The sequence below is a fragment of the Streptomyces sp. AC558_RSS880 genome (assembly GCF_019049255.1).
Lineage (GTDB): Bacteria > Actinomycetota > Actinomycetes > Streptomycetales > Streptomycetaceae > Streptomyces.
Genome location: NZ_JAGMUJ010000150.1, coordinates 131,905 through 152,063, shown reverse-complemented (window position 1 = coordinate 152,063; position 20,159 = coordinate 131,905). Strand labels below are relative to the sequence as shown.

At 73.4% G+C, this 20,159-nt stretch carries 19 protein-coding genes and 1 pseudogene; 10 read left to right on the top strand and 10 right to left on the bottom strand.

All coding sequences use genetic code 11. The features are described from left to right. Positions 1 to 8: 8 nt before the first annotated feature. Positions 9 to 1,103 carry a LacI family DNA-binding transcriptional regulator gene (locus KUM38_RS33820; RefSeq protein ID WP_217135216.1) on the bottom strand — a complete coding sequence of 365 codons (1,095 nt, stop codon included), beginning with the start codon at positions 1,101 to 1,103 and terminating at the stop codon, positions 9 to 11. Positions 1,104 to 1,299: 196 nt separating this feature from the next. On the opposite strand from KUM38_RS33820, the gene KUM38_RS33815 reads away from it, so the two are divergent. The 3 genes from KUM38_RS33815 (at position 1,300) to KUM38_RS33805 (ending at position 3,774) form a co-directional block, all read left to right on the top strand. Continuing rightward, on the top strand, positions 1,300 to 2,253 hold the full coding sequence (locus tag KUM38_RS33815; protein ID WP_217135214.1) for an ROK family protein: 954 nt from the start codon (positions 1,300 to 1,302) through the stop codon (positions 2,251 to 2,253). 143 nt (positions 2,254 to 2,396) lie between these two features. Next, positions 2,397 to 2,588, top strand: coding sequence for a hypothetical protein (locus tag KUM38_RS33810; protein ID WP_217135212.1), 192 nt, complete (start codon positions 2,397 to 2,399; stop codon positions 2,586 to 2,588). 145 nt (positions 2,589 to 2,733) lie between these two features. Continuing rightward, positions 2,734 to 3,774 carry an NUDIX hydrolase gene (locus tag KUM38_RS33805; protein WP_217135210.1) on the top strand — a complete coding sequence of 347 codons (1,041 nt, stop codon included), beginning with the start codon at positions 2,734 to 2,736 and terminating at the stop codon, positions 3,772 to 3,774. A gap of 176 nt (positions 3,775 to 3,950) precedes the next feature. Here KUM38_RS33805 and KUM38_RS33800 read toward each other — a convergent pair whose 3' ends face one another. Beyond that, positions 3,951 to 5,312 (bottom strand): dipeptidase, encoded by a 1,362-nt coding sequence (locus tag KUM38_RS33800; RefSeq protein ID WP_217135208.1) that lies wholly within the window; start codon positions 5,310 to 5,312, stop codon positions 3,951 to 3,953. 195 nt (positions 5,313 to 5,507) lie between these two features. On the opposite strand from KUM38_RS33800, the gene KUM38_RS33795 reads away from it, so the two are divergent. After that, a complete protein-coding gene (locus KUM38_RS33795; protein ID WP_217135206.1) occupies positions 5,508 to 6,746 on the top strand; it encodes a geranylgeranyl reductase family protein in 1,239 nt (412 codons plus the stop codon). A gap of 353 nt (positions 6,747 to 7,099) precedes the next feature. On the opposite strand, the pseudogene KUM38_RS43845 reads toward KUM38_RS33795, so the two are convergent. Beyond that, positions 7,100 to 7,384: pseudogene (locus tag KUM38_RS43845) on the bottom strand (BTAD domain-containing putative transcriptional regulator); the annotation flags it as partial. Between the two features lie 45 nt (positions 7,385 to 7,429). Here KUM38_RS43845 and KUM38_RS43420 point away from each other — a divergent pair. The 3 genes from KUM38_RS43420 to KUM38_RS33780 are packed head-to-tail and all read left to right on the top strand — an operon-like array spanning position 7,430 to position 10,487. Next, positions 7,430 to 8,500 carry an MMPL family transporter gene (locus KUM38_RS43420; RefSeq protein WP_374227120.1) on the top strand — a complete coding sequence of 357 codons (1,071 nt, stop codon included), beginning with the start codon at positions 7,430 to 7,432 and terminating at the stop codon, positions 8,498 to 8,500. 44 nt (positions 8,501 to 8,544) lie between these two features. Then, positions 8,545 to 9,825 (top strand): sensor histidine kinase, encoded by a 1,281-nt coding sequence (locus KUM38_RS33785; RefSeq protein ID WP_308409126.1) that lies wholly within the window; start codon positions 8,545 to 8,547, stop codon positions 9,823 to 9,825. Next, the gene (locus KUM38_RS33780) at positions 9,822 to 10,487 is read left to right on the top strand and encodes a response regulator transcription factor (protein WP_217135202.1); all 666 of its coding nucleotides are present in this window, start codon (positions 9,822 to 9,824) and stop codon (positions 10,485 to 10,487) included. Before KUM38_RS33785 ends, KUM38_RS33780 begins: the two co-directional genes overlap by 4 nt. On the opposite strand, the gene KUM38_RS33775 is transcribed toward KUM38_RS33780, so the two are convergent. Further along, on the bottom strand, positions 10,448 to 10,732 hold the full coding sequence (locus KUM38_RS33775) for a DUF6332 family protein (protein ID WP_217135200.1): 285 nt from the start codon (positions 10,730 to 10,732) through the stop codon (positions 10,448 to 10,450). The two genes, KUM38_RS33780 and KUM38_RS33775, sit on opposite strands and share 40 nt — an antisense overlap. 222 nt (positions 10,733 to 10,954) lie before the next feature. Here KUM38_RS33775 and KUM38_RS33770 point away from each other — a divergent pair, with 222 nt between their 5' ends. Continuing rightward, the gene (locus KUM38_RS33770) at positions 10,955 to 11,350 is read left to right on the top strand and encodes a MarR family winged helix-turn-helix transcriptional regulator (RefSeq protein WP_217135198.1); all 396 of its coding nucleotides are present in this window, start codon (positions 10,955 to 10,957) and stop codon (positions 11,348 to 11,350) included. Between the two features lie 19 nt (positions 11,351 to 11,369). On the opposite strand, the gene KUM38_RS33765 is transcribed toward KUM38_RS33770, so the two are convergent. The 3 genes from KUM38_RS33765 to KUM38_RS33755 all read right to left on the bottom strand — a co-directional run bounded on the left by KUM38_RS33765 (position 11,370) and on the right by KUM38_RS33755 (position 14,334). Further along, entirely contained in the window at positions 11,370 to 12,104 is a 735-nt protein-coding gene (locus KUM38_RS33765; RefSeq protein ID WP_217135196.1) for a maleylpyruvate isomerase family mycothiol-dependent enzyme, read from the bottom strand. Positions 12,105 to 12,139: 35 nt separating this feature from the next. Then, positions 12,140 to 13,030 (bottom strand): SDR family oxidoreductase, encoded by an 891-nt coding sequence (locus KUM38_RS33760; RefSeq protein ID WP_217135194.1) that lies wholly within the window; start codon positions 13,028 to 13,030, stop codon positions 12,140 to 12,142. 137 nt (positions 13,031 to 13,167) lie between these two features. Beyond that, on the bottom strand, positions 13,168 to 14,334 hold the full coding sequence (locus KUM38_RS33755; RefSeq protein WP_217135192.1) for an MFS transporter: 1,167 nt from the start codon (positions 14,332 to 14,334) through the stop codon (positions 13,168 to 13,170). Between the two features lie 251 nt (positions 14,335 to 14,585). On the opposite strand from KUM38_RS33755, the gene KUM38_RS33750 reads away from it, so the two are divergent. Together KUM38_RS33750 and KUM38_RS33745 are read left to right on the top strand one after the other, a co-directional pair. Continuing rightward, positions 14,586 to 15,140, top strand: a complete 555-nt coding sequence (locus KUM38_RS33750) for a hypothetical protein (protein WP_254398155.1) — start codon at positions 14,586 to 14,588, stop codon at positions 15,138 to 15,140. A gap of 102 nt (positions 15,141 to 15,242) precedes the next feature. Continuing rightward, positions 15,243 to 15,941 (top strand): class F sortase, encoded by a 699-nt coding sequence (locus tag KUM38_RS33745; RefSeq protein WP_374227119.1) that lies wholly within the window; start codon positions 15,243 to 15,245, stop codon positions 15,939 to 15,941. A 58-nt stretch (positions 15,942 to 15,999) separates the two neighbouring features. Here the strand turns inward: KUM38_RS33745 and KUM38_RS33740 are convergent, their stop codons facing one another. From KUM38_RS33740 to KUM38_RS33730, 3 genes are all read right to left on the bottom strand, one after another. After that, a complete protein-coding gene (locus tag KUM38_RS33740; RefSeq protein ID WP_217135190.1) occupies positions 16,000 to 17,637 on the bottom strand; it encodes a cellulase family glycosylhydrolase in 1,638 nt (545 codons plus the stop codon). 50 nt (positions 17,638 to 17,687) lie between these two features. Beyond that, positions 17,688 to 18,770 (bottom strand): GDSL-type esterase/lipase family protein, encoded by a 1,083-nt coding sequence (locus tag KUM38_RS33735; RefSeq protein WP_217135189.1) that lies wholly within the window; start codon positions 18,768 to 18,770, stop codon positions 17,688 to 17,690. A gap of 241 nt (positions 18,771 to 19,011) precedes the next feature. Next, positions 19,012 to 19,875 (bottom strand): leishmanolysin-related zinc metalloendopeptidase, encoded by an 864-nt coding sequence (locus tag KUM38_RS33730; RefSeq protein ID WP_217135188.1) that lies wholly within the window; start codon positions 19,873 to 19,875, stop codon positions 19,012 to 19,014. Between the last annotated feature and the right edge of the window lie 284 nt (positions 19,876 to 20,159).

Genomic DNA, 20,159 nt, shown 5'->3' with positions numbered 1-20,159 from the left:
GCCCGCCGCTAGTCCGCCGGAGGCAGCTCGCCGGAGCCGCGGGTGATCAGCCGGGTGGGGAGCTCGATCCGCTCCGGAGCGAGCAGGGTGCCGTCCAGCTGGCGGAACAGCCGCTCGGCCGCGGTCCGGCCGAGGGCCGCCGCGTCCTGGGCGACGACCGTGACGCCGGGCTGGAGCAGATCGGCGAGCTCGATGTCGTCGAAGCCGACCAGGGCGACCCGGCGGGCGTGTCCGGCCAGCACCCGGATCACGGTGACCGTCACCCGGTTGTTGCCCGTGAAGATCGCGGTGACCGGATCCGGTCCTGAGAGCATCTCCTCGGCCGCCCGGCGCACCCGCTCCGGGTCGGTGACGCCCAGCGACATCCAGGAGTCCGCCACCGTTATCCCCGCGTCCTCCATGGCGGTCCGGTAGCCGCGCAGCCGCTCGGCCGCGGTGTGGATGCGGGGCATGTCGCCGATGAAGCCGATCCGGCGGTGTCCGTGCGCGATCAGGTGGCTCACGCCGTCGTGGGCGCCGCCGAAGTTGTCCGACACGACGACGTCCACGTCGATGTGCCCGGCCGGACGGTCCACGAAGACGGTGGCGACGCCCGCCTTGATCTCCGGTGCCAGATAGCGGTGGTCGTCCCCGGCCGGGATCACCACAAGACCGTCCACCCGCCGCGCGCACAGCGCCAGCACCAGCTCCTGCTCGCGGTCGGCGTCCTCCGCGCTGGAGCCGTTGATCAGCAGGGCGCCGTGTGCGCGGGCCACCTCCTCGACCGCCCGGCTCAGCGGACCGTAGAACGGGTCCGCGAGATCCTCCAGGACCAGGCCGATGCTGGCGGTGCGGCCCTTGCGCAGCACGCGGGCGCTGTCGTTGCGGCGGAAGCCGAGCGCCTCGATCGCCTCCTGGACGCGGCGCTCCGTCTCCGGCGTGACGCCGGGCTCGCCGTTGACCACGCGGGAGACCGTCTTGAGTCCGACCCCGGCGCGCGCGGCCACGTCCTTCATCGTCGGACGGTTGCCGTAACGGGTCCCTGGGATGCGGTCGGTGCGGCGGGTCGTCTCCGGCACGGTGCGGTGTCCTGTCCTGTCGGCCACGGGGATGCGTAGGTCCATGGGCTTGTATGAGGATGTGGCGTCGAGCATAGAGCCTGGACAACGTTGTCAGGCTCGGGGGACACTGTCCCATGCACACTCCGGCCCGCACCTCGCCGCACGATCGGCCGTTGCCCGTGCTCCATGTGTTGCCTCCTGGTCGCACATGGTCGTTCTCGGCGGTTTTCTGATGTTTCAACGGGGAGATCCGACACTGATGCACACCGACCTCGTGGCCGCGCTCGACATCGGCGGCACCAAGATCGCCGGCGCGCTGGTGGACGACCAGGGCCGGATCCTGGTCCGCGCCCAGCGGCCGACGCCCGCGCAGGAGAACGGTGAGACCGTGATGCGGGCGGTCGAGGCGGTGCTCGGCGAGCTCACCGCGTCCCCGCTGTGGCACCGCGCCGGCGCGGTGGGCATCGGCAGCGCCGGCCCCGTGGACGCCTCCGCGGGCACGGTGAGCCCGGTCAACGTGCCCGGCTGGCGCGACTACCCGCTCGTCGCCCGGGTCCGGGACGCGGCCGGAGGCCTGCCCGTGGAGCTGATCGGCGACGGGGTGGCGATCACGGCCGCCGAACACTGGCAGGGCGCCGCCCGCGGCCACGACAACGCGCTGTGCATGGTCGTCTCGACCGGGGTCGGCGGCGGCCTGGTGCTCGGTGGCCGGCTGCACCCCGGGCCCACCGGCAACGCGGGCCACATCGGCCACATCAGCGTGGACCTCGACGGCGACCTGTGCCCGTGCGGTTCGCGCGGCTGCGTGGAGCGCATCGCGAGCGGCCCCAACATCGCCCGCCGCGCCCTGGACGACGGCTGGCGTCCCGGCCCGGACGGCGACACCTCCGCCGCCGCGGTGGCCACCGCCGCCCGGGCCGGCGATCCGGTGGCCGCGGCGTCGTTCGAGCGGGCGGCCAGGGCGCTGGCCGCCGGTATCGCGGCCACCGCGACACTCGTCGAGATCGACATCGCCGTGATCGGCGGGGGCGTGGGCAAGGCGGGCGAGGTCCTCTTCACCCCCCTCCGCAAGGCCCTCACCGAGTACGCCACCCTGTCCTTCGTCCAGCGCCTCGCCGTGACCCCGGCCCGGATGGGTACGGACGCGGGTCTGGTGGGCGCGGCGGCGGCGGCGCTGGCGGGCAGGACGGACACGGCGGTGGCGGGAGTCTGAGGGCCGGGTCCGGTCCCTGCCGCCGGTCGCCGGTGTCCGGGGCTTCGCGGTGCGGCCTGCCGTGCGCGGCGCCGTGACGGCCACCGGGGTGGCCCCGGGAACACGTGCGTGACCCCGGGGCCGCTCCGGCAGTTGTGCCGGGCATGAAGAAGCGCAGCATGCTGGCCATCGCCTCCCTCGCCACCGGCTTCGTCGTCGCGGCCGTCACCCCGTCGCACGCGGCCGCCGACGGGGGCGCCCCGCTCGGCGTCGACGACACCCTCAGCACCCTCGACCGGACCGTCGCCGAGGACAACACCGTGGAGCTGGACATCGACCGGGGCGACAAGGACTGACGAGCCCCGCGGCACGGCCGTACGGCGCCGGTGCCCCTGGACGACAGGGGCACCGGCGCCGTTCTCGCGCGTTCTCAACCGGATCTGGTTTCCGTGGCAGGGTGGAGCGGGCAAGCCACAGGGGGCCAACAGAAGAGGGGGAAACGTGATCGTCTGGGTCAACGGGGCGTTCGGTGCGGGAAAGACCACCACCGCGCGCGAACTGATCGAGCTGATCCCGAACAGCACGCTCTTCGACCCCGAGGTCATCGGCGGAGCACTGGACCAGCTGCTTCCGCCCAAATGCCTCGCCGAGGTCGGCGACTTCCAGGACCTCCCGATCTGGCGACGACTCGTGATCGACACGGCGGCCGCGATGCTCGCCGAGCTCGGCGGGACCCTCGTGGTCCCCATGACCCTGCTGCGCCAGGAGCACCGCGACGAGATCTTCGGCGGGCTCGCCGCCCGCCGGATACCGGTCCGGCATGTTCTCCTCGCCCCGGCGGAAACGATCCTGCGTGAGCGCATAGCCGGCCGTGAGGTCCCGGCGGACCTCCCCGACGGCGACATACGCGTTCGGCAATGGTCGTACGACCATATCGAACCGTACAAGGCGGCCCTCGCCGCCTGGCTCACCGCCGACGCCTACCCGGTCGACAGCGGGACCCTCAGCCCCTACGAGACCGCCCTGCGGATAGCGGAGGCGGTCGGCAGCGGGGAGGTGCCGGCCTGCGACATCGTGCAGACGCCCGAGCCCACCGCCGAGACGGTCGCCGCCGGTGTGCTGCTCTTCGACGAGCAGGACCGGGTCCTGCTCGTCGACCCGACCTACAAGCCGGGCTGGGAGTTCCCGGGCGGGGTCGTGGAACGCGGCGAGGCCCCCGCGCGTGCGGGTATGCGCGAGGTCGCCGAGGAGACCGGGATCCGCCTCGACGACGTACCGGCGCTCCTCGTCGTCGACTGGGAGCCGCCCGCGCCGCCCGGATTCGGCGGCCTGCGGCTGCTCTTCGACGGCGGCCGTCTCGACTCCGCGGCCGCCGGACGCCTCCTGCTGCCCGGACCGGAACTGCGCGGCTGGCGCTTCGCCTCCGAGGCCGAGGCCGCCGATCTGCTGCCCCCGGTCCGCTACGAACGGCTGCGGCGGGCCCTGCGGGCGAGGGAACGCGGGAAGGCGATGTACCTGGAGGCCGGAGTGCCGGTCGGATGAGCCCGGACCGGCGGACGCCGGCCGGCGTCCGCCGCCGGGCGAGGGCGGACCCGCCCGGCGGCACGGTGCCGTGGACGGGCGGGGCGGCCTCCTCCTTCGGGAGCGCCCGCACGCCCCGCCGGGTCAGGGAAGCCGTCCCGCCCGTGACGTCCTCGAGTACGGCCGGACCACGGCGGTCAGTTCGCGCCGGACGCGTAGTTGCGCAGGAACAGCGCCTCCGCGACCGACAGCCGCTCGAGTTCGTCGGGGGACACGCTCTCGTTCACCGCGTGGATCTGCGCCTCCGGCTCGCTCAGGCCGATGAGCAGGATCTCCGCCTTCGGGTAGAGGGCGGCGAGGGTGTTGCACAGGGGGATCGAGCCGCCCTGGCCCGCGTACTGCATCTCCTGGCCCGGGTACGCCACCGCCATCGCGTCGGCCATGGCCTGGTAGGCCGGGCTGGCGGTGTCCGCGCGGAACGCCTGCCCCTGACCGATCTGCTCGGTGCTCACCCGCGCGCCCCACGGCGTGTGCGACTCCAGGTGCGCGCGGAGGAGCTTCGTCGCCTCGACCGCGTCGACACCCGGCGGCACCCGCAGGCTGATCAGCGCGCGGGCGCTCGCCTGCACCGAGGGCGTGGCGCCGACCACCGGCGGGCAGTCGATGCCGAGCACGGTCACCGCCGGGCGCGCCCAGATGCGGTCGGCGACCGTGCCGGAACCGATCAGCTCCACACCGTCCAGCACCTTGGCGTCCTTGCGGAACTGCTCGTCGTCGTACCGCAGTCCGTCCCACGCCTCGTCGCCGGCCAGCCCGTCGACGGTGGTGCTGCCGTCCTCGGCGCGCAGCGAGTCCAGCACGCGCACGAGCGCGGCCAGCGCGTCGGGCGCGGCCCCGCCGAACTGGCCGGAGTGCAGGTTGCCCTCCAGGGTGTCGATCCGCACCCGGACGAGCGTCATGCCGCGCAGGGTGGAGGTGACCGTCGGCAGACCGGCGCGGAAGTTGCCGGCGTCGCCGATCACGATGGTGTCGGCCGTCAGCAGGTCGGGGTGGTTCTCGGCGTACCGCTCCAGGCCGCCGGTGCCCTGCTCCTCCGAACCCTCGACGATCACCTTGACGTGCACGGGGACGCCGCCGTTCGCCTTCAGCGCCCGCAGCGCCAGCAGGTGCATGATCACGCCGCCCTTGCAGTCGGCGGCCCCGCGCCCGTACCAGCGGCCGTCGCGCTCGGTCAGTTCGAACGGCGGGGTGGCCCAGCCGGCCTCGTCCAGCGGCGGCTGCACGTCGTAGTGCGCGTACAGCAGCACGGTCCTGGCGCCCTCCGGGCCCGGCAGGAAGCCGTACACCGACTGCGTGCCGTCCGGGGTGTCGAGCAGCGCCACGTCCGTAAAGCCCTCGGCGGTGAGCGCGTCGGCGATCCAGCGGGCGGCGCCCTCGCTCTCGACCCGCGGGAACTGGTCGAAGTCCGCCACCGACTTGAAGGCCACCAGCTCGGTGAGCTCCTCCTTCGCCCTGGGCATCAGCGAGGCGACGGTCGCGGCGACCGGATTCGACGACATGGGCACGCTCCTTGTGGGTGCGACGTTGAAGCTTCCGAGTACTTCTTTGTACGAGATGATCGTGCGGTGTGCGTGAGGACCCGTGTACGGGGCACTCACGCCGCCGATCCTCCCACAGCGAGCCTCGGTGACCGCCGCCGTAGGATGCGGGAGGACATCAGCGGCAGGCGGCTGGATCGGGAGCAGTAGACCATCGTGAGCAGCGAGAACTCTTCGGCGGACGACGTACAGCAGGTGTGGGACGTCGTCGTGGTGGGCGCGGGACCCGCGGGGGCCTCGGCCGCCTACGCGGCGGCGGTCGCGGGACGGCGCGTGCTGTTGCTGGAGAAGGCGGAACTGCCGCGCTACAAAACGTGCGGCGGCGGCATCATCGGCCCCTCCCGCGACTCACTCCCGCCCGGCTTCGAGCTTCCGTTCAAGGACCGGGTGCACGCGGTGACGTTCTCGAACAACGGCCGCTTCAGCCGCACCCGCCGCTCCCGGCAGATGCTGTTCGGGCTGATCAACCGGCCCGAGTTCGACCAGCAACTCGTGGAGCACGCGCAGAAGGCGGGCGCCGAGCTGCGCACCGGCGTCGCCGTGCAGCGGGTGGAGCAGCACGGCTCGGCCGTGCCGGACCGGCGCACGGTCGCCCTCGTCCTGCAGGGCGGCGAGACGGTGCTCGCGCGGGCCGTGGTCGGCGCGGACGGCAGCGCGGGCCGCATAGGGGCCCACGTCGGCGTCAAGCTGGACCAGGTCGACCTCGGCCTGGAGGCGGAGATCCCGGTGCCGGAGACGGTCGCCGAGGACTGGAAGGGGCGGGTGCTCATCGACTGGGGCCCGATGCCCGGCAGTTACGGCTGGGTCTTCCCCAAGGGCGACACGCTCACCGTCGGCGTGATCTCGCGGCGCGGTGAAGGCGCCGCGACCAAGCGCTACTTGGAGGACTTCATCGGGCGGCTCGGCCTCGCCGGCTTCGAACCGAGCATCTCCTCCGGCCACTTGACGCGCTGCCGCGCCGACGACTCGCCGCTGTCGCGCGGGCGGGTGCTGGTGTGCGGGGACGCGGCGGGGCTGCTGGAGCCGTGGACCCGCGAGGGCATCTCCTTCGCGCTGCGCTCGGGCCGGCTGGCGGGGGAGTGGGCGGTGCGGATCGCCGAGGCGCACGACGCCGTGGACACGCGCCGGCAGGCGCTGAACTACGCCTTCGCCGTGAAGGCGGGACTCGGCGTGGAGATGAGCGTCGGCAAGCGGATGCTGGCCGCGTTCGAACGGCGTCCGGGGGTGTTCCACGCGGTCCTCACCGGCTTCCGCCCGGCCTGGAAGGCGTTCAAGGACATCACACAGGGCTCGACGACGCTCGGCGAGCTGGTCCGCACCCACCCGTTGGCCCACCGCGCGCTGATGGCACTGGACCGGCGGCCCGCGGGCGACGAGGCCGGCTCCCGACCGTGATCCGGGGCATGCTCCCGTCCGCCTCCCGTGCCGACCGCGTCCTCGTCGCGTCCTCCGCGACGCCCACCGGGCGGCGGCCCGGCCCTCGCTGCCGGCCGGTGGCCCGGAACCGTGCGGACGGCCGCGGGACGTTCTTCCGGCACGCGGCGGGCCGACCCGCCCGCACCGCCGCCCCGGCGCCGCCGCGGCGGGACGGGGGCGGACGGAGTCCGGTCGCTCAGGCCGCCGGAACCGGGGGTGAGGGCAGCAGCGCCGGATCCTGACGAAGCACCCGGGCGTGCAGCGACCGCAGCCCGGGCCCCGGGTCCGCCCCCCATCGCCTCGGTGAGCCGCCGCCGCGTCTCCTCGTACACGGCGAGCGCGTCCGCGGGACGTCTGGTGCGGCACAGGGCCAGCATCAGCAGCTCCGCGAGGCGTTCGCGCAGCGGGTGCGCCGCCACGAGCCGGACGAGTTCGTGCAGGTGCTCGAAGGCCCGGCCGAGGGTGATCTCGCCCTCCAGCAACCCCTCCAGGACCGTGAGCCGCTTCTCGGCCCACCGCAGCCGCTCGGCCTCGAGGTACGGCGCCCGCAGCCCCTCGACGAACTCACCCCGCCACAGCTCCTCGGCACGGCGGGCCAGTTCGACCGCACGCCGCACCGCACCGCACCGCGCTCGCCGCCATGCGCCGCCCCCTCCCGGCCGGTGCCGCGGTGCTGGCCGTCCTGCTGCTGGCCGCCTCGCCCCTGCTGGGCCTGCGCTTCGGCCTGCCCGACGAACGCACCCTGCCCGAGGGCACCTCCTCGCGCACCACCTCGGAGACCGTGCACCGGGAGTTCGCCGCCGAACCCACGGACACGGTCCAGGTCGTCCTCGACCGGCCCGCCGACACGCGCGTACGCGGCCGGACTCTCCCGCGTCCCCGGCGTCTTCCAGGTCGACGCCCCCGACGGCACCTACCGGGACGGCCGGCGCACCGCTCCGCCCGGACAGGACCGGCTGACGGCGCCGGACGGGCGGGTGCGGCTCGCCGTCGTACCGACCCAGCAGATCATGCGCGGCGACGTCCCCGCCTTCGTGGAGCGCGTCCGGGACACCCCGGCCCCGGCCGGTGCCCTGGTCGGCGGCTACCCCGGCGAGACGACCGACTTCCGCTCCGTCATCCTCGACCGCCTCCCCCTCGCCCTGGGCCTCGTCCTGGCGGCGACCTACGTGATCCTCTTCCTGATGACGGGCAGCCTCCTGCTGCCGCTCAAGGCGACCGTGCTCAACCTGCTGAGCCTGTCGGTGATGTTCGGCTGCCTGGTGTGGGTCTTCCAGGACGGGAACATGTCCGGGATCCTCGGCTTCACCCCGACCGGCTCGATCGAGCCCAGCATCCCGGTGCTGATGTTCTGCGTGGCCTACGGGCTGTCGATGGACTACGAGGTCTTCCTGCTGGCCCGCATCAAGGAGGAGCACGACCGCACCGGCGACACCCGGAAGGCCGTCGGTGAGGGCATCCGGCGCAGCGCCCCGCTGATCACGGCCGCGGCCGGCATCCTCGCCCTGTCCTTCCTGTCCTACGCCACCGGCGGCGTCGTCTTCCTCAAGGAACTCGGGGTCGGCACCGCCCTGACGATCCTCGTGGACGCCACCCTCATCCGGGTCGTGCTGCTGCCGGTGACGATGCGGCTCGCGGGGCGCGCGAACTGGTGGGCGCCGCGGCCACTGCGCCGGCTGCGGATCCGGGGGGCCGACGCACCGGCGGAGGTACTTCACCGGGAGTACGTGTGATCACCACGCCGGGCTGACGCCGGCCGGGGCGTCGGGCGTCTAGCGTGGCGGACATGGACGAGCAGCGTGGCCCCGGCGGCGGGCCGCCGGGGCGGTGGCGCCCCGTGCGGCCGCCCCGGCCGTGGCGGTACGGTCCGCCCGGACGGGGCCGCCGGACCGGCGGCCCCGACGAGGACGGCGAGCGCGGGCGCCCCCGGTGGCCCTGGCGCTCCACCGTGCTGCTCACCGCGTTCGTGCTGGTCGGCTCCGGTTTCGCCGACCACGCCCAGGAGGGCGAGCGGGTCGCCCTCGACCCCGTCGCACGGGTGCTGCTGCTGGCGTCCGGGGCGATGCTGCTGTGGCGACGGCGGCACCCCGTGCCCGTGGTGTTCGGGTCGGTCGCCGCCGTCCTGCTCTACACCGGTGCCGGATACCCGTACGGGCCGGTGTTCCTCACCATCGCCGTGGCCTGCTTCAGCGCCGTCGTCTCCGGGCACCGGCACGCCTCCTGGGCGGCGATGGGGACGTTCTGGGCGGGGCACGCGCTGATCGCGCAGCTGCTGTACCGGTGGCTGCCGCCGTCCGGTGACGCGGCCGCCTCCTGGAACCGGGAGATCGTGATCGCCACCTGGGTGGTGGCGCTCGTGGCGGTGTCGGAACTGGCCCGGACCCGCCGTGAGCAGTGGGCGCGGGAGCGGGCCGAGCGGGCCCGGGCGGCGCGGCGGCGCGCGGACGAGGAGCGGCTGCGGATCGCCCGTGAACTGCACGACGTCCTCGCGCACAGCATCTCCGTCATCAATGTGCAGGCGGGCGTCGGTCTCGCCCTGCTGGACAGCGACCCGGAGCAGGCGCGCAGCGCGCTCACCACCATCAAGGCCCAGAGCAAGGAGGCGCTCGGTGAGGTGCGTCAGGTGCTCGACACGCTGCGCGCGCCGGGCGCCGCGCCGCGCACCCCGGCGCCGGGCCTGGACCGGCTGCCCGAGCTGGTGGAACAGGCCGCGAGCGCGGGCCTCACCGTGACGGTCGAGGGGGAGCCGCCGCACCTGCCGCCCGGCGCGGACCTGGCCGCCTTCCGCATCGTCCAGGAGGCCCTCACCAACGTCGTACGGCACTCGGGCTCGCGCGAGGCGCGGGTGCGGATCGAACGGGGCGAGGGGCGGCTGCGACTGCGCGTCGACGACGACGGTCCCGCCACCGGCGCCGACGCGGGCGGCAGCGGGAGCGGGCTCGCCGGGATGCGGGAGCGGGCCGCCGCGCTGGGTGGCACCATCGAGGCGGGCCCGCGCCCCGACGGAGGGTTCCGGGTGCTCGCCGTACTGCCGATCGAGGCCGAGGAGGACCGTTGATCCGCGTACTGCTCGCCGACGACCAGTCACTGGTCCGGGCGGGATTCCGCGCGCTGCTGGACGCGCAGCCGGACATCGAGGTGACCGGGGAGGCGTCCGACGGCGAGGAGGCGGTGCGGCTGATCCGCGAGCTGCGGCCCGACGTCGTGCTCATGGACATCCGCATGCCCGCGCTCGACGGTCTCGCCGCGACCCGCCGGGTCACCGGGGACGCGGAGCTGGGGGACGTGAAGGTGGTCATGCTCACCACCTTCGAGCTGGACGAGTACGTCTTCGAGGCGATCCGCTCGGGAGCCTCGGGCTTCCTGGTCAAGGACACCGAGCCGGAGGAACTGCTGCGCGCGGTGCGGGCGGTGGTCGACGGTGACGCGCTGCTGTCGCCCGGGGTGACGCGCCGGCTGATCGCGGAGTTCGCGGCCCGTTCCAAGGAACCGGCCGCCGCCGGCGCCCTGTCCGGGCTCACCGAGCGGGAACGGGAGGTCATGGCGCTGGTCGGCATCGGCCTGTCCAACGAGGAGATCGCCCGCCGTCTGGTCGTCAGTCCGCTCACCGCGAAGACCCATGTCAGCCGCACCATGGTGAAACTGGGCGCCCGTGACCGGGCCCAACTGGTCGTGCTGGCCTATGAGTCGGGGTTGGTACGGCCCGGCTGGCTGGGCTGAGCCGCCCGCCGGAACCGGACCAGCACGGCGACCGTGCGGACGGCGAACAGGACCGTCGCGAGCGTCATCCCGGTGCGGAGCAGCACCGTCTCGAAGGTGCCCGGCAGCTCGAAGAGCAGCGCCGGCCCCGCCACGGCCCCGAGAACGACCGCCGCGGCGAACGCCGCGCTGCACAGCGCGTACCCGATCTCGACGGTGACGGCGTCCCGCTCGGCCTGGCTCCGCCGTCCCCCGTGCCTCGTCATGCCCGCCCCCTGGATCCGGTCACTCGAGGAGTGAAACAGGCGTGCGCCCCGGCGGGCAAGGAGCCCGGCCGGGGCGCACGCACCGGGGACGCCGCCCTCGCGGCTGTGGAGCACCGGCAGGGATGCCTCGCAGCCGGGGCCGGTGTCCGCCGGGGACGGAGGCGGTGAGCGCAGAGGTCACGCCCGGGAGACTTGCGTGCGCATGCCTGCTACGGTGCGCCCATGGCGGCGAAGCAGGCCGAACAGGCGCTCGTGGAACGGTGGCGGGACGTGCTCGCGCTGCATGCGCGCACCCAGTGCGAGATCGACCGCGCCCTGCACGGACACGGGCTGTGCGCCAGCGACTTCGAGGTCCTCGACATCCTCGCGCAGGGTTCCGGACCGGGCGGCTGCTCCTACCGCGTCCAGGAGATCTCCGAGCACGTCCATCTGAGCCAGAGCGCGCTCTCCCGGCTGGTCGCCCGGCTGGAGAGGGAGGGCCTCGCCGAGCGCGGGACGTGCCCGGAGGACCGGCGGGGAGTGCGGGTCTCGCTCACGGCGAAGGGGCGCGCGCTGCACGGCGAGGTACTGCCCGTGCAGCGCGCGGTGCTGGCCCGGATGCTCTCGGACGCCGGGTGACCGGACCGGCGGAGGACTCTCAGCCCACGGCGGACGTCTCCCGCCAGAGCGCGGCCAGCTCCGGATCACCCGACACCGCCGGTACCGGCACCCGGTTCCACAGCGCGAGATACAACTGCTCGGCGGGTCCGGCCAGTTCGCACTCCGCGTCCCCGGCCGCGTCCCGGGTGGTCACGGGCGGCTCCGGGGAGAGCCGTACGGTCCACACCGCGTCCGCGTCGGTCGCGCGCACCCGCAGGACCCGGGGCGCCCCGGTGCGCACCCGGCTCCTGGGCCGGGCGTGGAACCCGCGCAGCAGCTCGTCGACGCCGTCCACGGCGAAATCCGTGGCGATCGGCGACGGCGTGCCGCCGCGGGCCGACTCGGCGTCGAACCGGTGGACGGTCGTCTCGTGCGCCTGCCGGCGGGCCCAGAACGCGAGTGCGGAGGGCGGTCCGGGCAGAAAGGTGAAGCACTCCACGTCGGGCGCCGCGCCGGCCAGGGTGTCCACCAGACGGCGGTGACCGTCGCGGTACCAGGCCACCAGCTCGGAGCCGTCCAGTCCGGGATGCTCGCCCATCGGGCGCGGGGCGATGTGCCCGTCCGCGACGAAGGCCGCGGCCCACCGGTGCACCACGCCGGTGTGCCCGACCAGGTCCCGGGTGAGCCACCCCGGGCAGGTCGGGACGGGGGCGTCCGTGCCCGCCCGCTCCGCGGCGTCGGCCAGCAACTGGCCCTCTTTCTCCAGTATTTCCAGGAACCAGGCAGTGTCCATGGGCAGGAGTCTGCCGTACGGACGCCTGCCCGGCCCTACGGAAGCGGGGTTCCGCCCGTCGCGTTGACGATCTCCGCGGTGATGTACGACGCCTCCTGCGAGGCGAGGAAGACGTACGCCGGGGCCATTTCGGCCGGCTGGGCCGGACGCCCGATGGGCGCCTGCTTGCCGAACTCCGCGGTGTCCGGCAGGGTCGCCGGGATCAGCGGCGTCCACACCGGCCCCGGCGCCACGGCGTTGACCCGGATGCCCCGCCCGATCAGCATCTGCGCCAGCCCTTGGGTGAACGTGACGATGGCGCCCTTCGTGGTCGCGTAGTCCAGCAGGTGCGGGCTCGGCTTGTAGGCCTGCACGGAGGCCGAGTTGATGATGCTTCCGCCCTCCCGCAGGTGCGGCACGGCCAGCTTGCACAGCCAGAACATGCCGTACAGGTTGGTCCGCATCACGCGGTCGAACTGCTCGGTGGAGATCGCCTCGATGCCGTCGGGCTGCGACATCTGGTACGCCGCGTTGTTCACCAGGATGTCGATCCGGCCGAACTCCGACACCGCGCGGTCGATCAGCGCCCGGCAGTTCTCCTCCTCCCGCACGTCGCACGCGACGGGCACGGCCCGCCGGCCGGCCTCCTCCACCCACCGCGCGGTCTCGGCGGCGTCGTCCTTCTCGCTGTCCAGGTACGTGAAGACCACGTCGGCACCCTCGCGGGCGAACGCCAGGGCGACCGCCCGGCCGATCCCCGAGTCCCCGCCCGTGATCACGGCCGTGCGGTCCGTCAGCCGGCCGCTGCCCCGGTAGGAGTCCTCCCCGTGGTCCGGCGGCGGGTCCATGGGGCCGGTCCAGCCGGGGTGCGGCTGGTCCTGGGACGGGAAGTCGGGTGTCGGGTGCTGCTCGACGGGATTCTGCTGCTCGGTCACGGTCTCTCCCATTGTCCGTGGAGGGGCGGTCGCGTGGTCGGCGCCCGTCGGCGGAGGACCGGCGGACGCCGGCATCCGGGTACCCCGGTACCGCGCACCCCATCCGTCCCGCCCTCACCACCGCCCGGACGGCCGGGGGCCGCACGGAATCAGCCCGCGTCCACGTGACGGGTCGCGAAGCCGATGACGGTGGCCACCGCCGCCAGTACGGCCACGCTGGTCAGGGCGGCCGGGAGGCTGAACCAGTCCGCCATGAAGCCGATCGCGGGCGGGCCGAGGAGCATGCCGCCGTAGCCCAGGGTGGAGGCGGTGGCGACCCCGCCGGGGCCCGCGAGCGCGCCCGCCCGCTCGACGGCCACGGGGAACAGGTTCGCGAGCCCGAGGCCGGTGACCGCGTAACCGAGCAGGGCCGCCCACAGGGACGGCGCGAGCGCGCCGAGCAGCATGCCGGCCGCCGCGGTGGAGCCGCCCGCGAGGACGGTACGGGTCCGGCCCAGCCGCTCCAGCAGCGTCGTTCCGGAGAGCCGCCCGACCGTCATGGCGAGCGCGAAACAGGAGTACCCGACGGCCGCGGCACCCGGCGAGGCGCCGAGGTCCTCCTCCAGATGGAGCGCGCCCCAGTCGGCCAGCGCCCCTTCGCCGTACGCGGTGCACAGCGCGATGAGCCCGAAGACGATCACCAGCGCGCGGGTACGCCGGTCCGGCCGGTGCGGGGCGGGCGCTGACGCGGTCCGTCCCGCGTCCGCCGGGGTCAGTGGCTCGCACCGCATCAGCGCTCGTCCCGCGACAGCCGTCACGAGCAGTCCGACGACGGCGAGCCCCCACAGGTGCCGGGCCGGCGACAGCGAACCGGCGACCAGCGCGCCCAGCCCCGCGCCGATCATGCCGCCCAGGCTGAACGCCGCGTGGAAGCTGGGCATGATCGGCCGCCCCAGCGCGGCCACCAGGTCGACGGCGGCACTGTTGAAGGCGACGTTGATCCCGCCGTACGCCGCGCCGAACAGCAGCAGTACGACGCCGAGCGCGAGGACGGAACGGGTCAGCGGGGGCAGTCCGACGCTGAGGCAGAGCAGGACCGCGCAGACGACGGTGACGAGGTGGCTGCCGTACCGGCGGCACAGGCGGCCGGTGAGTGTCATGGTGATCACGGCCCCGGCGGAGACGCCGAGCAGGGCGAGGCCGAGGGCGCTCGCGGAGGCGCCGGTCTGTTCCTTGATGGCGGGGATGCGCACCACCCAGCCGGCGAAGACGAAGCCGTCGAGGGCGAAGAAGGCGGTCAGGGCGAGACGGAGTCGGACGAGGTCGGTACCCGGCACCACACTGTGCGAACGGGTTTTGTTTATTGGCGGCACAAAATCAGGCTAGGCGGCGGCGCGGTCCGGGGCAAGGGAGGCCGGACAGGGGCGGACGCGGACGGTGTGCCGCCGGAAGGGTGGGGGCGTTAACCCGTGTGAACGTCCCGGATGGTGAGGTCGGGCGCCATGGCTGAGTGTGGATCATGCCGGAGCCCGGGACATCCGTGCTGACGAGGAGTCAGCTGCCCGGCCTCCTGTGGAAGGACTCTCAGATGCGCTCTGCCCGCATGCTGCTTGCCACCGCGACGGCCACGGCGGCCCTCGCCATCGCCGCGCCCGCAGCCTACGCCGACCAGTCGGGCGACGGGGGGCACGACAAGTCTTCCTCCAGCAAGGAGTACGAGAAGGAAAGCAAGGAGTACGACAAGGGCGGCAAGGAGTACGAGAAGGACGGCAAGGAGTACGAGAAGGAGAGCAAGGAGTACGACAAGGGCGGTAAGTACGACGAGCACGACAAGCCGCACGGCGGCGTGCACACGGGCGGCGGGGCCCTGACCGCCGTGAACGAGGAGGACTGGGGCACCGCCAAGGACCCGAAGTACGACCCCGAGACGTACAAGGAGAAGGACGACTCGCACAGCGAGGAGTCCTACAGCGGCAAGCAGGACAAGGAGTGGAACAAGGAGAAGCCGCGCGGCGGGATGCACACCGGTGGCGGCGGGCTCGCCGAGCCCGGTGTCACCGCGGGTGGTATGGCCGCACTGGCGGTCCTCGGCACCGGAGCCTACGCGCTGCGCCGCAAGAAGGCCGCCGGGAGCGTGGCCTGAGCCGTGTCCGGCGCCATAACGGGGCCGTCGTACGTGCCTCGCGCGTCATGACGGCCCCGCTCGCTCGTCCGTGTGCCGTGTCCGAATGAGGTGGTCCCCCCGATGCCGGCCAGTCCCCTTTCCTCCCTCGAAACCGATCAGACGCCGCCGGCGCGGCGGAGGCTGCGCGCCGTCATGACGGCGGTCTTCTGGAGCGGAGCCGGCCTGGTGCTGGCCACGACGCTGATGGGCGGCGGGGAAGACCCTCCCGACAACGCCCACGGGCCGCGCGCGGCGGCCGCGGTCTCCGCCGCGCCGTCCGCCCCCGCCGCCGACGAGCCCGCCACCCGTGAACCGGCGGCCAGGCACCTGCCGCGGTCCGAGCCGACCCGGCTGCTCATCCCCGCCATCGACGTCGACGCCCCCTTCACCGACCTCGCCATCGGCAGCCAGGGCCGGCTCGATCCGCCGCCGCCCCACAACACCAACCTGGTCGGCTGGTACGCCGAGGGAGTCTCCCCGGGCGAACGCGGTACGGCGATCATCGCCGGACACGTGGACACGGCGACGTCCCCGGCCGTGTTCGCCCGGCTCGGCGAACTCGACAAGGGCGACCGTTTCCGGGTGCTGCGCGCCGACGGCAGCAAGGCGACGTTCGTGGTGGACGAGGCGGAGTCCTTCGAGAAGGACGACTTCCCCGATGAGCGCGTGTACGCCGACACCCCCGACGCCCAGGTGCGGCTCATCACCTGCTCCGGGGCCTACGACCATGCCGCCAAGGACTACACCGAGAACCTGGTGGTCTTCGCCCACCTCGTCTGAGCCGACCGGGACGGCAGGCCGCCCGGAAGGGGGAGGGTGCCTTCCGGGCAGCGGTCCGTCAGGCCACGGAGCAGTCCGCGCCGTTGAGGCTGAACGCCGTGGGGCTGGGGTTCGCGCCGGTCCGCGAGGCCGTGAAGCCGAGGCTGACCGAGCCCGAGGCGGGGATCGACGCGGTGTACGAGGCGGAGGTGACGCTGACCTCGGAACCGCTCTGCGTCGGCGTACCGCCCCACATGTGGGTGATGCGCTGGTCGGCGGGGAAGGCCCAGCGCAGCGTCCAGCCGTTCACCGCCGAGCCGCCCGTGTTGCGGACGGTGACCTCGCCCTGGAACCCGCCGGGCCACTCGCCCGTCACCCGGTAGCCGATCTCGCAGGCCCCCGCCGTGCCGCCGGAGGACGTGGTGACGGTCACCGTGGCGGAGCGCTGCGAGCGGTTGCCGGCGGCGTCCCGGGCGTAGACGGCGAAGGTGTAGGCCGTGTCCGGGGTGAGTCCGGTGACGGTGGCGGAGGTGCCGGCCGTCGTGGTGACGACGCTCTCCGCACCGCCGCTGATCCGCACGACGTCGTAGCCCGTGACACCGTTCGCGTCGGTGGCGGCGCCCCAGGTGAGGGTCGCGGACGAGGCCGTCACCGCCGAGGCAACCGGGGTGCCGGGAGCGGTCGGGGCCGTGGTGTCGTCGCCCGGGCCGGATCCGTAGACCGCGGCCTCCTCGGAGGTGGCCGCGATGCCGTCGGCACCGTCGAAGAGCCGCTCACCCCAGCTGGTCAGCTGGTCCGGGTCGAAGTTCGTGACCATGTCGAGGTACTCGACACCGCCGCCGTTGCCGCTCCAGGACCAGCCGAGGTAGCCGAGCCCGAGCTGCCGGGTGACGGCCAGGATGGTGTTCTCGTCGGGGTCGCCGTCGGAGTGGTTGTGGCCGAACTCGCCCACCACGATGGGGAGTTTCGCCGAGACGAAGCGGCCCAGATAGTCGCTGATCTCGGCGGCGGTGTCGAAGACGCCGTACATGTGGATGGAGAACACGGTGTTGGCGTCCGGGTCGGCGGCGAAGACCGAGGCGGCGTTGTCGCGCATGGTGAAGGCCCAGTCCTGGCCCCAGTTGGGGGCGTCGACCATCAGCGTGTGGTCGAACCCGGCGGCGCGCAGCTTCTGGACGGCGGCCTTGGTGTCGGCCGTCCAGGCCGTGTAGTTCGTGTTGCCGTAGGGCTCGTTGCCGATGTTGACGATGACGTAGTCCTCCTGGCCGGCCAGGGCGCCCTGGACGCTGATCCAGTAGTCGGCGGCCCGGGAGAGGGTGGCCGCTCCGCTCTGCTCGCCGTAGCCGGTGGTGTCGTGCACCTCCAGGACGCAGATCAGCCGGTTCTGCTTGCACTGCGCGACGACGTCTCCCACGTCGGAGGCGTCGTTGCGGGTCCAGCGGTCGCCGCTGGAGAGGACGACGCGCACGGTGTTGGCGCCCTTGGCCTTGATGTGCGCCAGCGAGCCGATCCGGTCGGCGTACCAGGTGTGCGCGTGGTTGACACCGCGCATCACGAAGTCGTTCCCGGACGCCTCGAGGAGCCGGCCGTTCTCGACGCGGAAGCCGGTGGGCGCCGCGTGCGCCGGAGTGGTGGAGGCGAGGAACGGGAGGAGGAGTCCCAGGAGGGCGGCGAGAAGGCCGACGGCTCGTGGGGAGGCGGGCGTACGGGGTCTCATGGCGGCTCCAGTGGGGGTGCGGTCGGTTGTCCTTGCTGTGCGCCGTGCGGTCAGGAGGCGGCCGTGCAGTCGACGGTCGCCGTCGGGGCGGAGGAGGTCGCCGGGGCGGTGGCGATGAGGCCGAAGGTGGCGCTCGCACCGAGGGCGAGGGCCCCGTTCCAGCTCGCGTTGGTGACGGTGGCCGTGCCGTCGGCGGCCGTGCCGAGGGTGCCGTTCCAGACCTGGCCGACACGGGCGCCGTCGGCCGGTACGACCGTCACCGTCCAGCCCGTGACGGGGGCGGCGGAGGTGTTGCGTACCGTCACCTCGGCCTGGTAGCCGCCCTGCCAGGTGGAGACCGCGCGGAAGGACGCGGTGCAGGTGGCGCCGCCGGGCCCGCCCGGGCCGCCGGGGACGCCCGCCTCCAGCAGCGCGGCCAGGGCCGGGAACCAGCGCGCGGCGATCTTCTCGTTGCCGGCGTCGTTCGGGTGGACGCCGTCGTAGGTGTCGGTGGCCGTGTCGAACCCCGTCCACTGGTCGACCACGGTCACCGGGGAGCGGTCGGTGCTCGTCGCCGCGGCCCACGCGGGGACACGGGCGTTGAAGTCGGCCACGCGCTGGGCGCAGGCGGCGCAGGTGCCGGGGTTCATGGGGATGATCTGGGCGACGAGGACCCGCATGTCCGGGTTGGACTCCCGCATCTGCCCCACGAGCTTGGTGTAGGCGGCGAGGATGCGGTCGGGGGAGACGCTGCTCCAGACGTCGTTCGTGCCGAAGTGCATGACAACGATGTCGGGCAGCGTCGCCGCCAGCCGTGCGGGAAGCAGGTTCTGGTCCGCCACGTTGGTGACCAGTTCGCCGCCGTGCCCTTCGTTGTCCCCGTCGTGCGCCACGCCGCAGCCCTGCGCGGGCAGGGTGCCGACGAAGTCGACGTTCGTGTGCCCGGCGTCCAGCAGTCGGTTCCACAGCAGGGCCCGCCAGCAGCCGGGCGACCCGGTGATGGAGTCGCCCAGCGGCATGACGCGCACCGGGTCGGCCGCCGCCGGGGCGGCTGCCGCGGCCGGGGCGGCGGTTGCGGTCACGGGGAGGAGCAGGGCGGCCAGCAGGCCGAGGAGCGGAAGCGTGCGTAAGTGCAGGAGGCGGATGTCGCGCATGGTTGTTCCCCTTCCCTGAAGGATGTGGGAGCGCTCCCATACGGAACATCAAGCCACTGTTGTCATTTACGCGTCAAGAGGTTGGGTCGAGGTGGGTGCCACGAGAGGCCGAACTCCGCGCCACGGCTTTCTCCGTCACCGGATACCGCAAGGGGCTTTCTCCGCCACCGGATGCGGTGAAGACCGGGCGGGGCGGGCCGCGACAGCCGTACGACGGTGACCGTCGTGGCCCGGGGTGGCTCTACGGTGTCGCGGCGGGGAGCCTGGTGGGTACCACCGGCAGCATCATGCCGTCGCCCAGGGGCGCCGTGTGCGGTACGAGGGCGCCTTCCCTGGCGATCTGGAGCAGGTCCGGGAGCTCGTAGGGCTCGGCGCCCTCGAGGTCGACCTGGTAGCCCATGTCGCCGAGGCTCGCCGCGGTCATCCGGCTCAGCGGGTTGCTCGCACCGGAGATGAACGGCGACATCAGTTCGGTGACGAAGACGGCCTCGCGCCAGTGGCTGTCCTGGGTTCCGGGTCCGCCGAAGTTGGCGACCGGTACCGGGACCGGGTCCTCCTCGCCGAGGAGCGCGGCGAACTCCGCCATCGCGCCCGCACCCACGAAGGTGGGGTTCCGGCTGCCGGCGCCCTTGAGGAGGCCGAATTCGCTCCACAGGGTGCCGACGCACAGGACGTGTCCCATCTCGTGCGTGATGACGTCGACCAGCGTGCCGTCCGCTTCCATCACGGCGAGGTCGGCGGAGTCGAACCTCATCACGCCCTTCGCCGGCAGAAGCCGGCCGAACTGGGCGGACTCGTCGCGGAAGTCGGTGGGCCCGGCCATCCCCAGGATCTTCCCGGGGCCGTCGATGTCCACGCCTTCGGCTTCGATCAGCAGGTCGTCGATGACGTCACCGCCGACGAGCGCGGTGTCCAGGTCCCCGACGATGACCCTGGCCCAACGGTCGGCCGCCGCGGCGAAGGCGTCCTGCTGAGTGCTCGTCAGTCCGCCGAGGAAGCGGACCTCGATGGTGAACGGCGAGGTTGTGCGGGCGACTTCCCTGGCCCGCTCGAAACTGGCGACCGCTCGGTACGTCGGGAAGGTGTTCGTGGCGACGCTGCCCATCGTGCTCTCCTCGTGTCGGCCCCACGGTGAGTCACCCCCTCCGTCCACACTAGGCCGATCGGGTGGGTGGCGCGCGCCGGCCGGTCACGCCGCCGTCCTCGACGTGCAGGTGGGCGAGGCCCCTCCTAGCATGGATCGCGGGGCATGTCGGAAACTCCCCTTTCCCGGTCCCGCTCAGCCGGCACCCCGATTCCGGCCGTGAGCCGACCACCGCCGTCCCGGCCGCCGACACGGTGTCCGCCGCCGGAACCTCCCGCGCCCACTGCCCCATGGGGTGGCGACGG

Bases quoted from the DNA above. Each gene is read 5' to 3' on its own strand.
- KUM38_RS33750 (WP_254398155.1), top strand. From the start codon at position 14,586: ATGCGCTCTGCCCGCATGCTGCTTGCCACCGCGACGGCCACGGCGGCC.
- KUM38_RS33765 (WP_217135196.1), bottom strand. From the start codon at position 12,104: ATGGACACTGCCTGGTTCCTGGAAATACTGGAGAAAGAGGGCCAGTTG.
- KUM38_RS33815 (WP_217135214.1), top strand. From the start codon at position 1,300: ATGCACACCGACCTCGTGGCCGCGCTCGACATCGGCGGCACCAAGATC.
- KUM38_RS33730 (WP_217135188.1), bottom strand. From the start codon at position 19,875: ATGGGCAGCGTCGCCACGAACACCTTCCCGACGTACCGAGCGGTCGCC.
- KUM38_RS33775 (WP_217135200.1), bottom strand. From the start codon at position 10,732: ATGACGAGGCACGGGGGACGGCGGAGCCAGGCCGAGCGGGACGCCGTC.
- KUM38_RS33760 (WP_217135194.1), bottom strand. From the start codon at position 13,030: ATGGGAGAGACCGTGACCGAGCAGCAGAATCCCGTCGAGCAGCACCCG.
- KUM38_RS33800 (WP_217135208.1), bottom strand. From the start codon at position 5,312: ATGTCGTCGAATCCGGTCGCCGCGACCGTCGCCTCGCTGATGCCCAGG.
- KUM38_RS33735 (WP_217135189.1), bottom strand. From the start codon at position 18,770: ATGCGCGACATCCGCCTCCTGCACTTACGCACGCTTCCGCTCCTCGGC.
- KUM38_RS33820 (WP_217135216.1), bottom strand. From the start codon at position 1,103: ATGGACCTACGCATCCCCGTGGCCGACAGGACAGGACACCGCACCGTG.
- KUM38_RS33745 (WP_374227119.1), top strand. From the start codon at position 15,243: ATGCCGGCCAGTCCCCTTTCCTCCCTCGAAACCGATCAGACGCCGCCG.
- KUM38_RS33810 (WP_217135212.1), top strand. From the start codon at position 2,397: ATGAAGAAGCGCAGCATGCTGGCCATCGCCTCCCTCGCCACCGGCTTC.
- KUM38_RS33740 (WP_217135190.1), bottom strand. From the start codon at position 17,637: ATGAGACCCCGTACGCCCGCCTCCCCACGAGCCGTCGGCCTTCTCGCC.
- KUM38_RS33770 (WP_217135198.1), top strand. From the start codon at position 10,955: ATGGCGGCGAAGCAGGCCGAACAGGCGCTCGTGGAACGGTGGCGGGAC.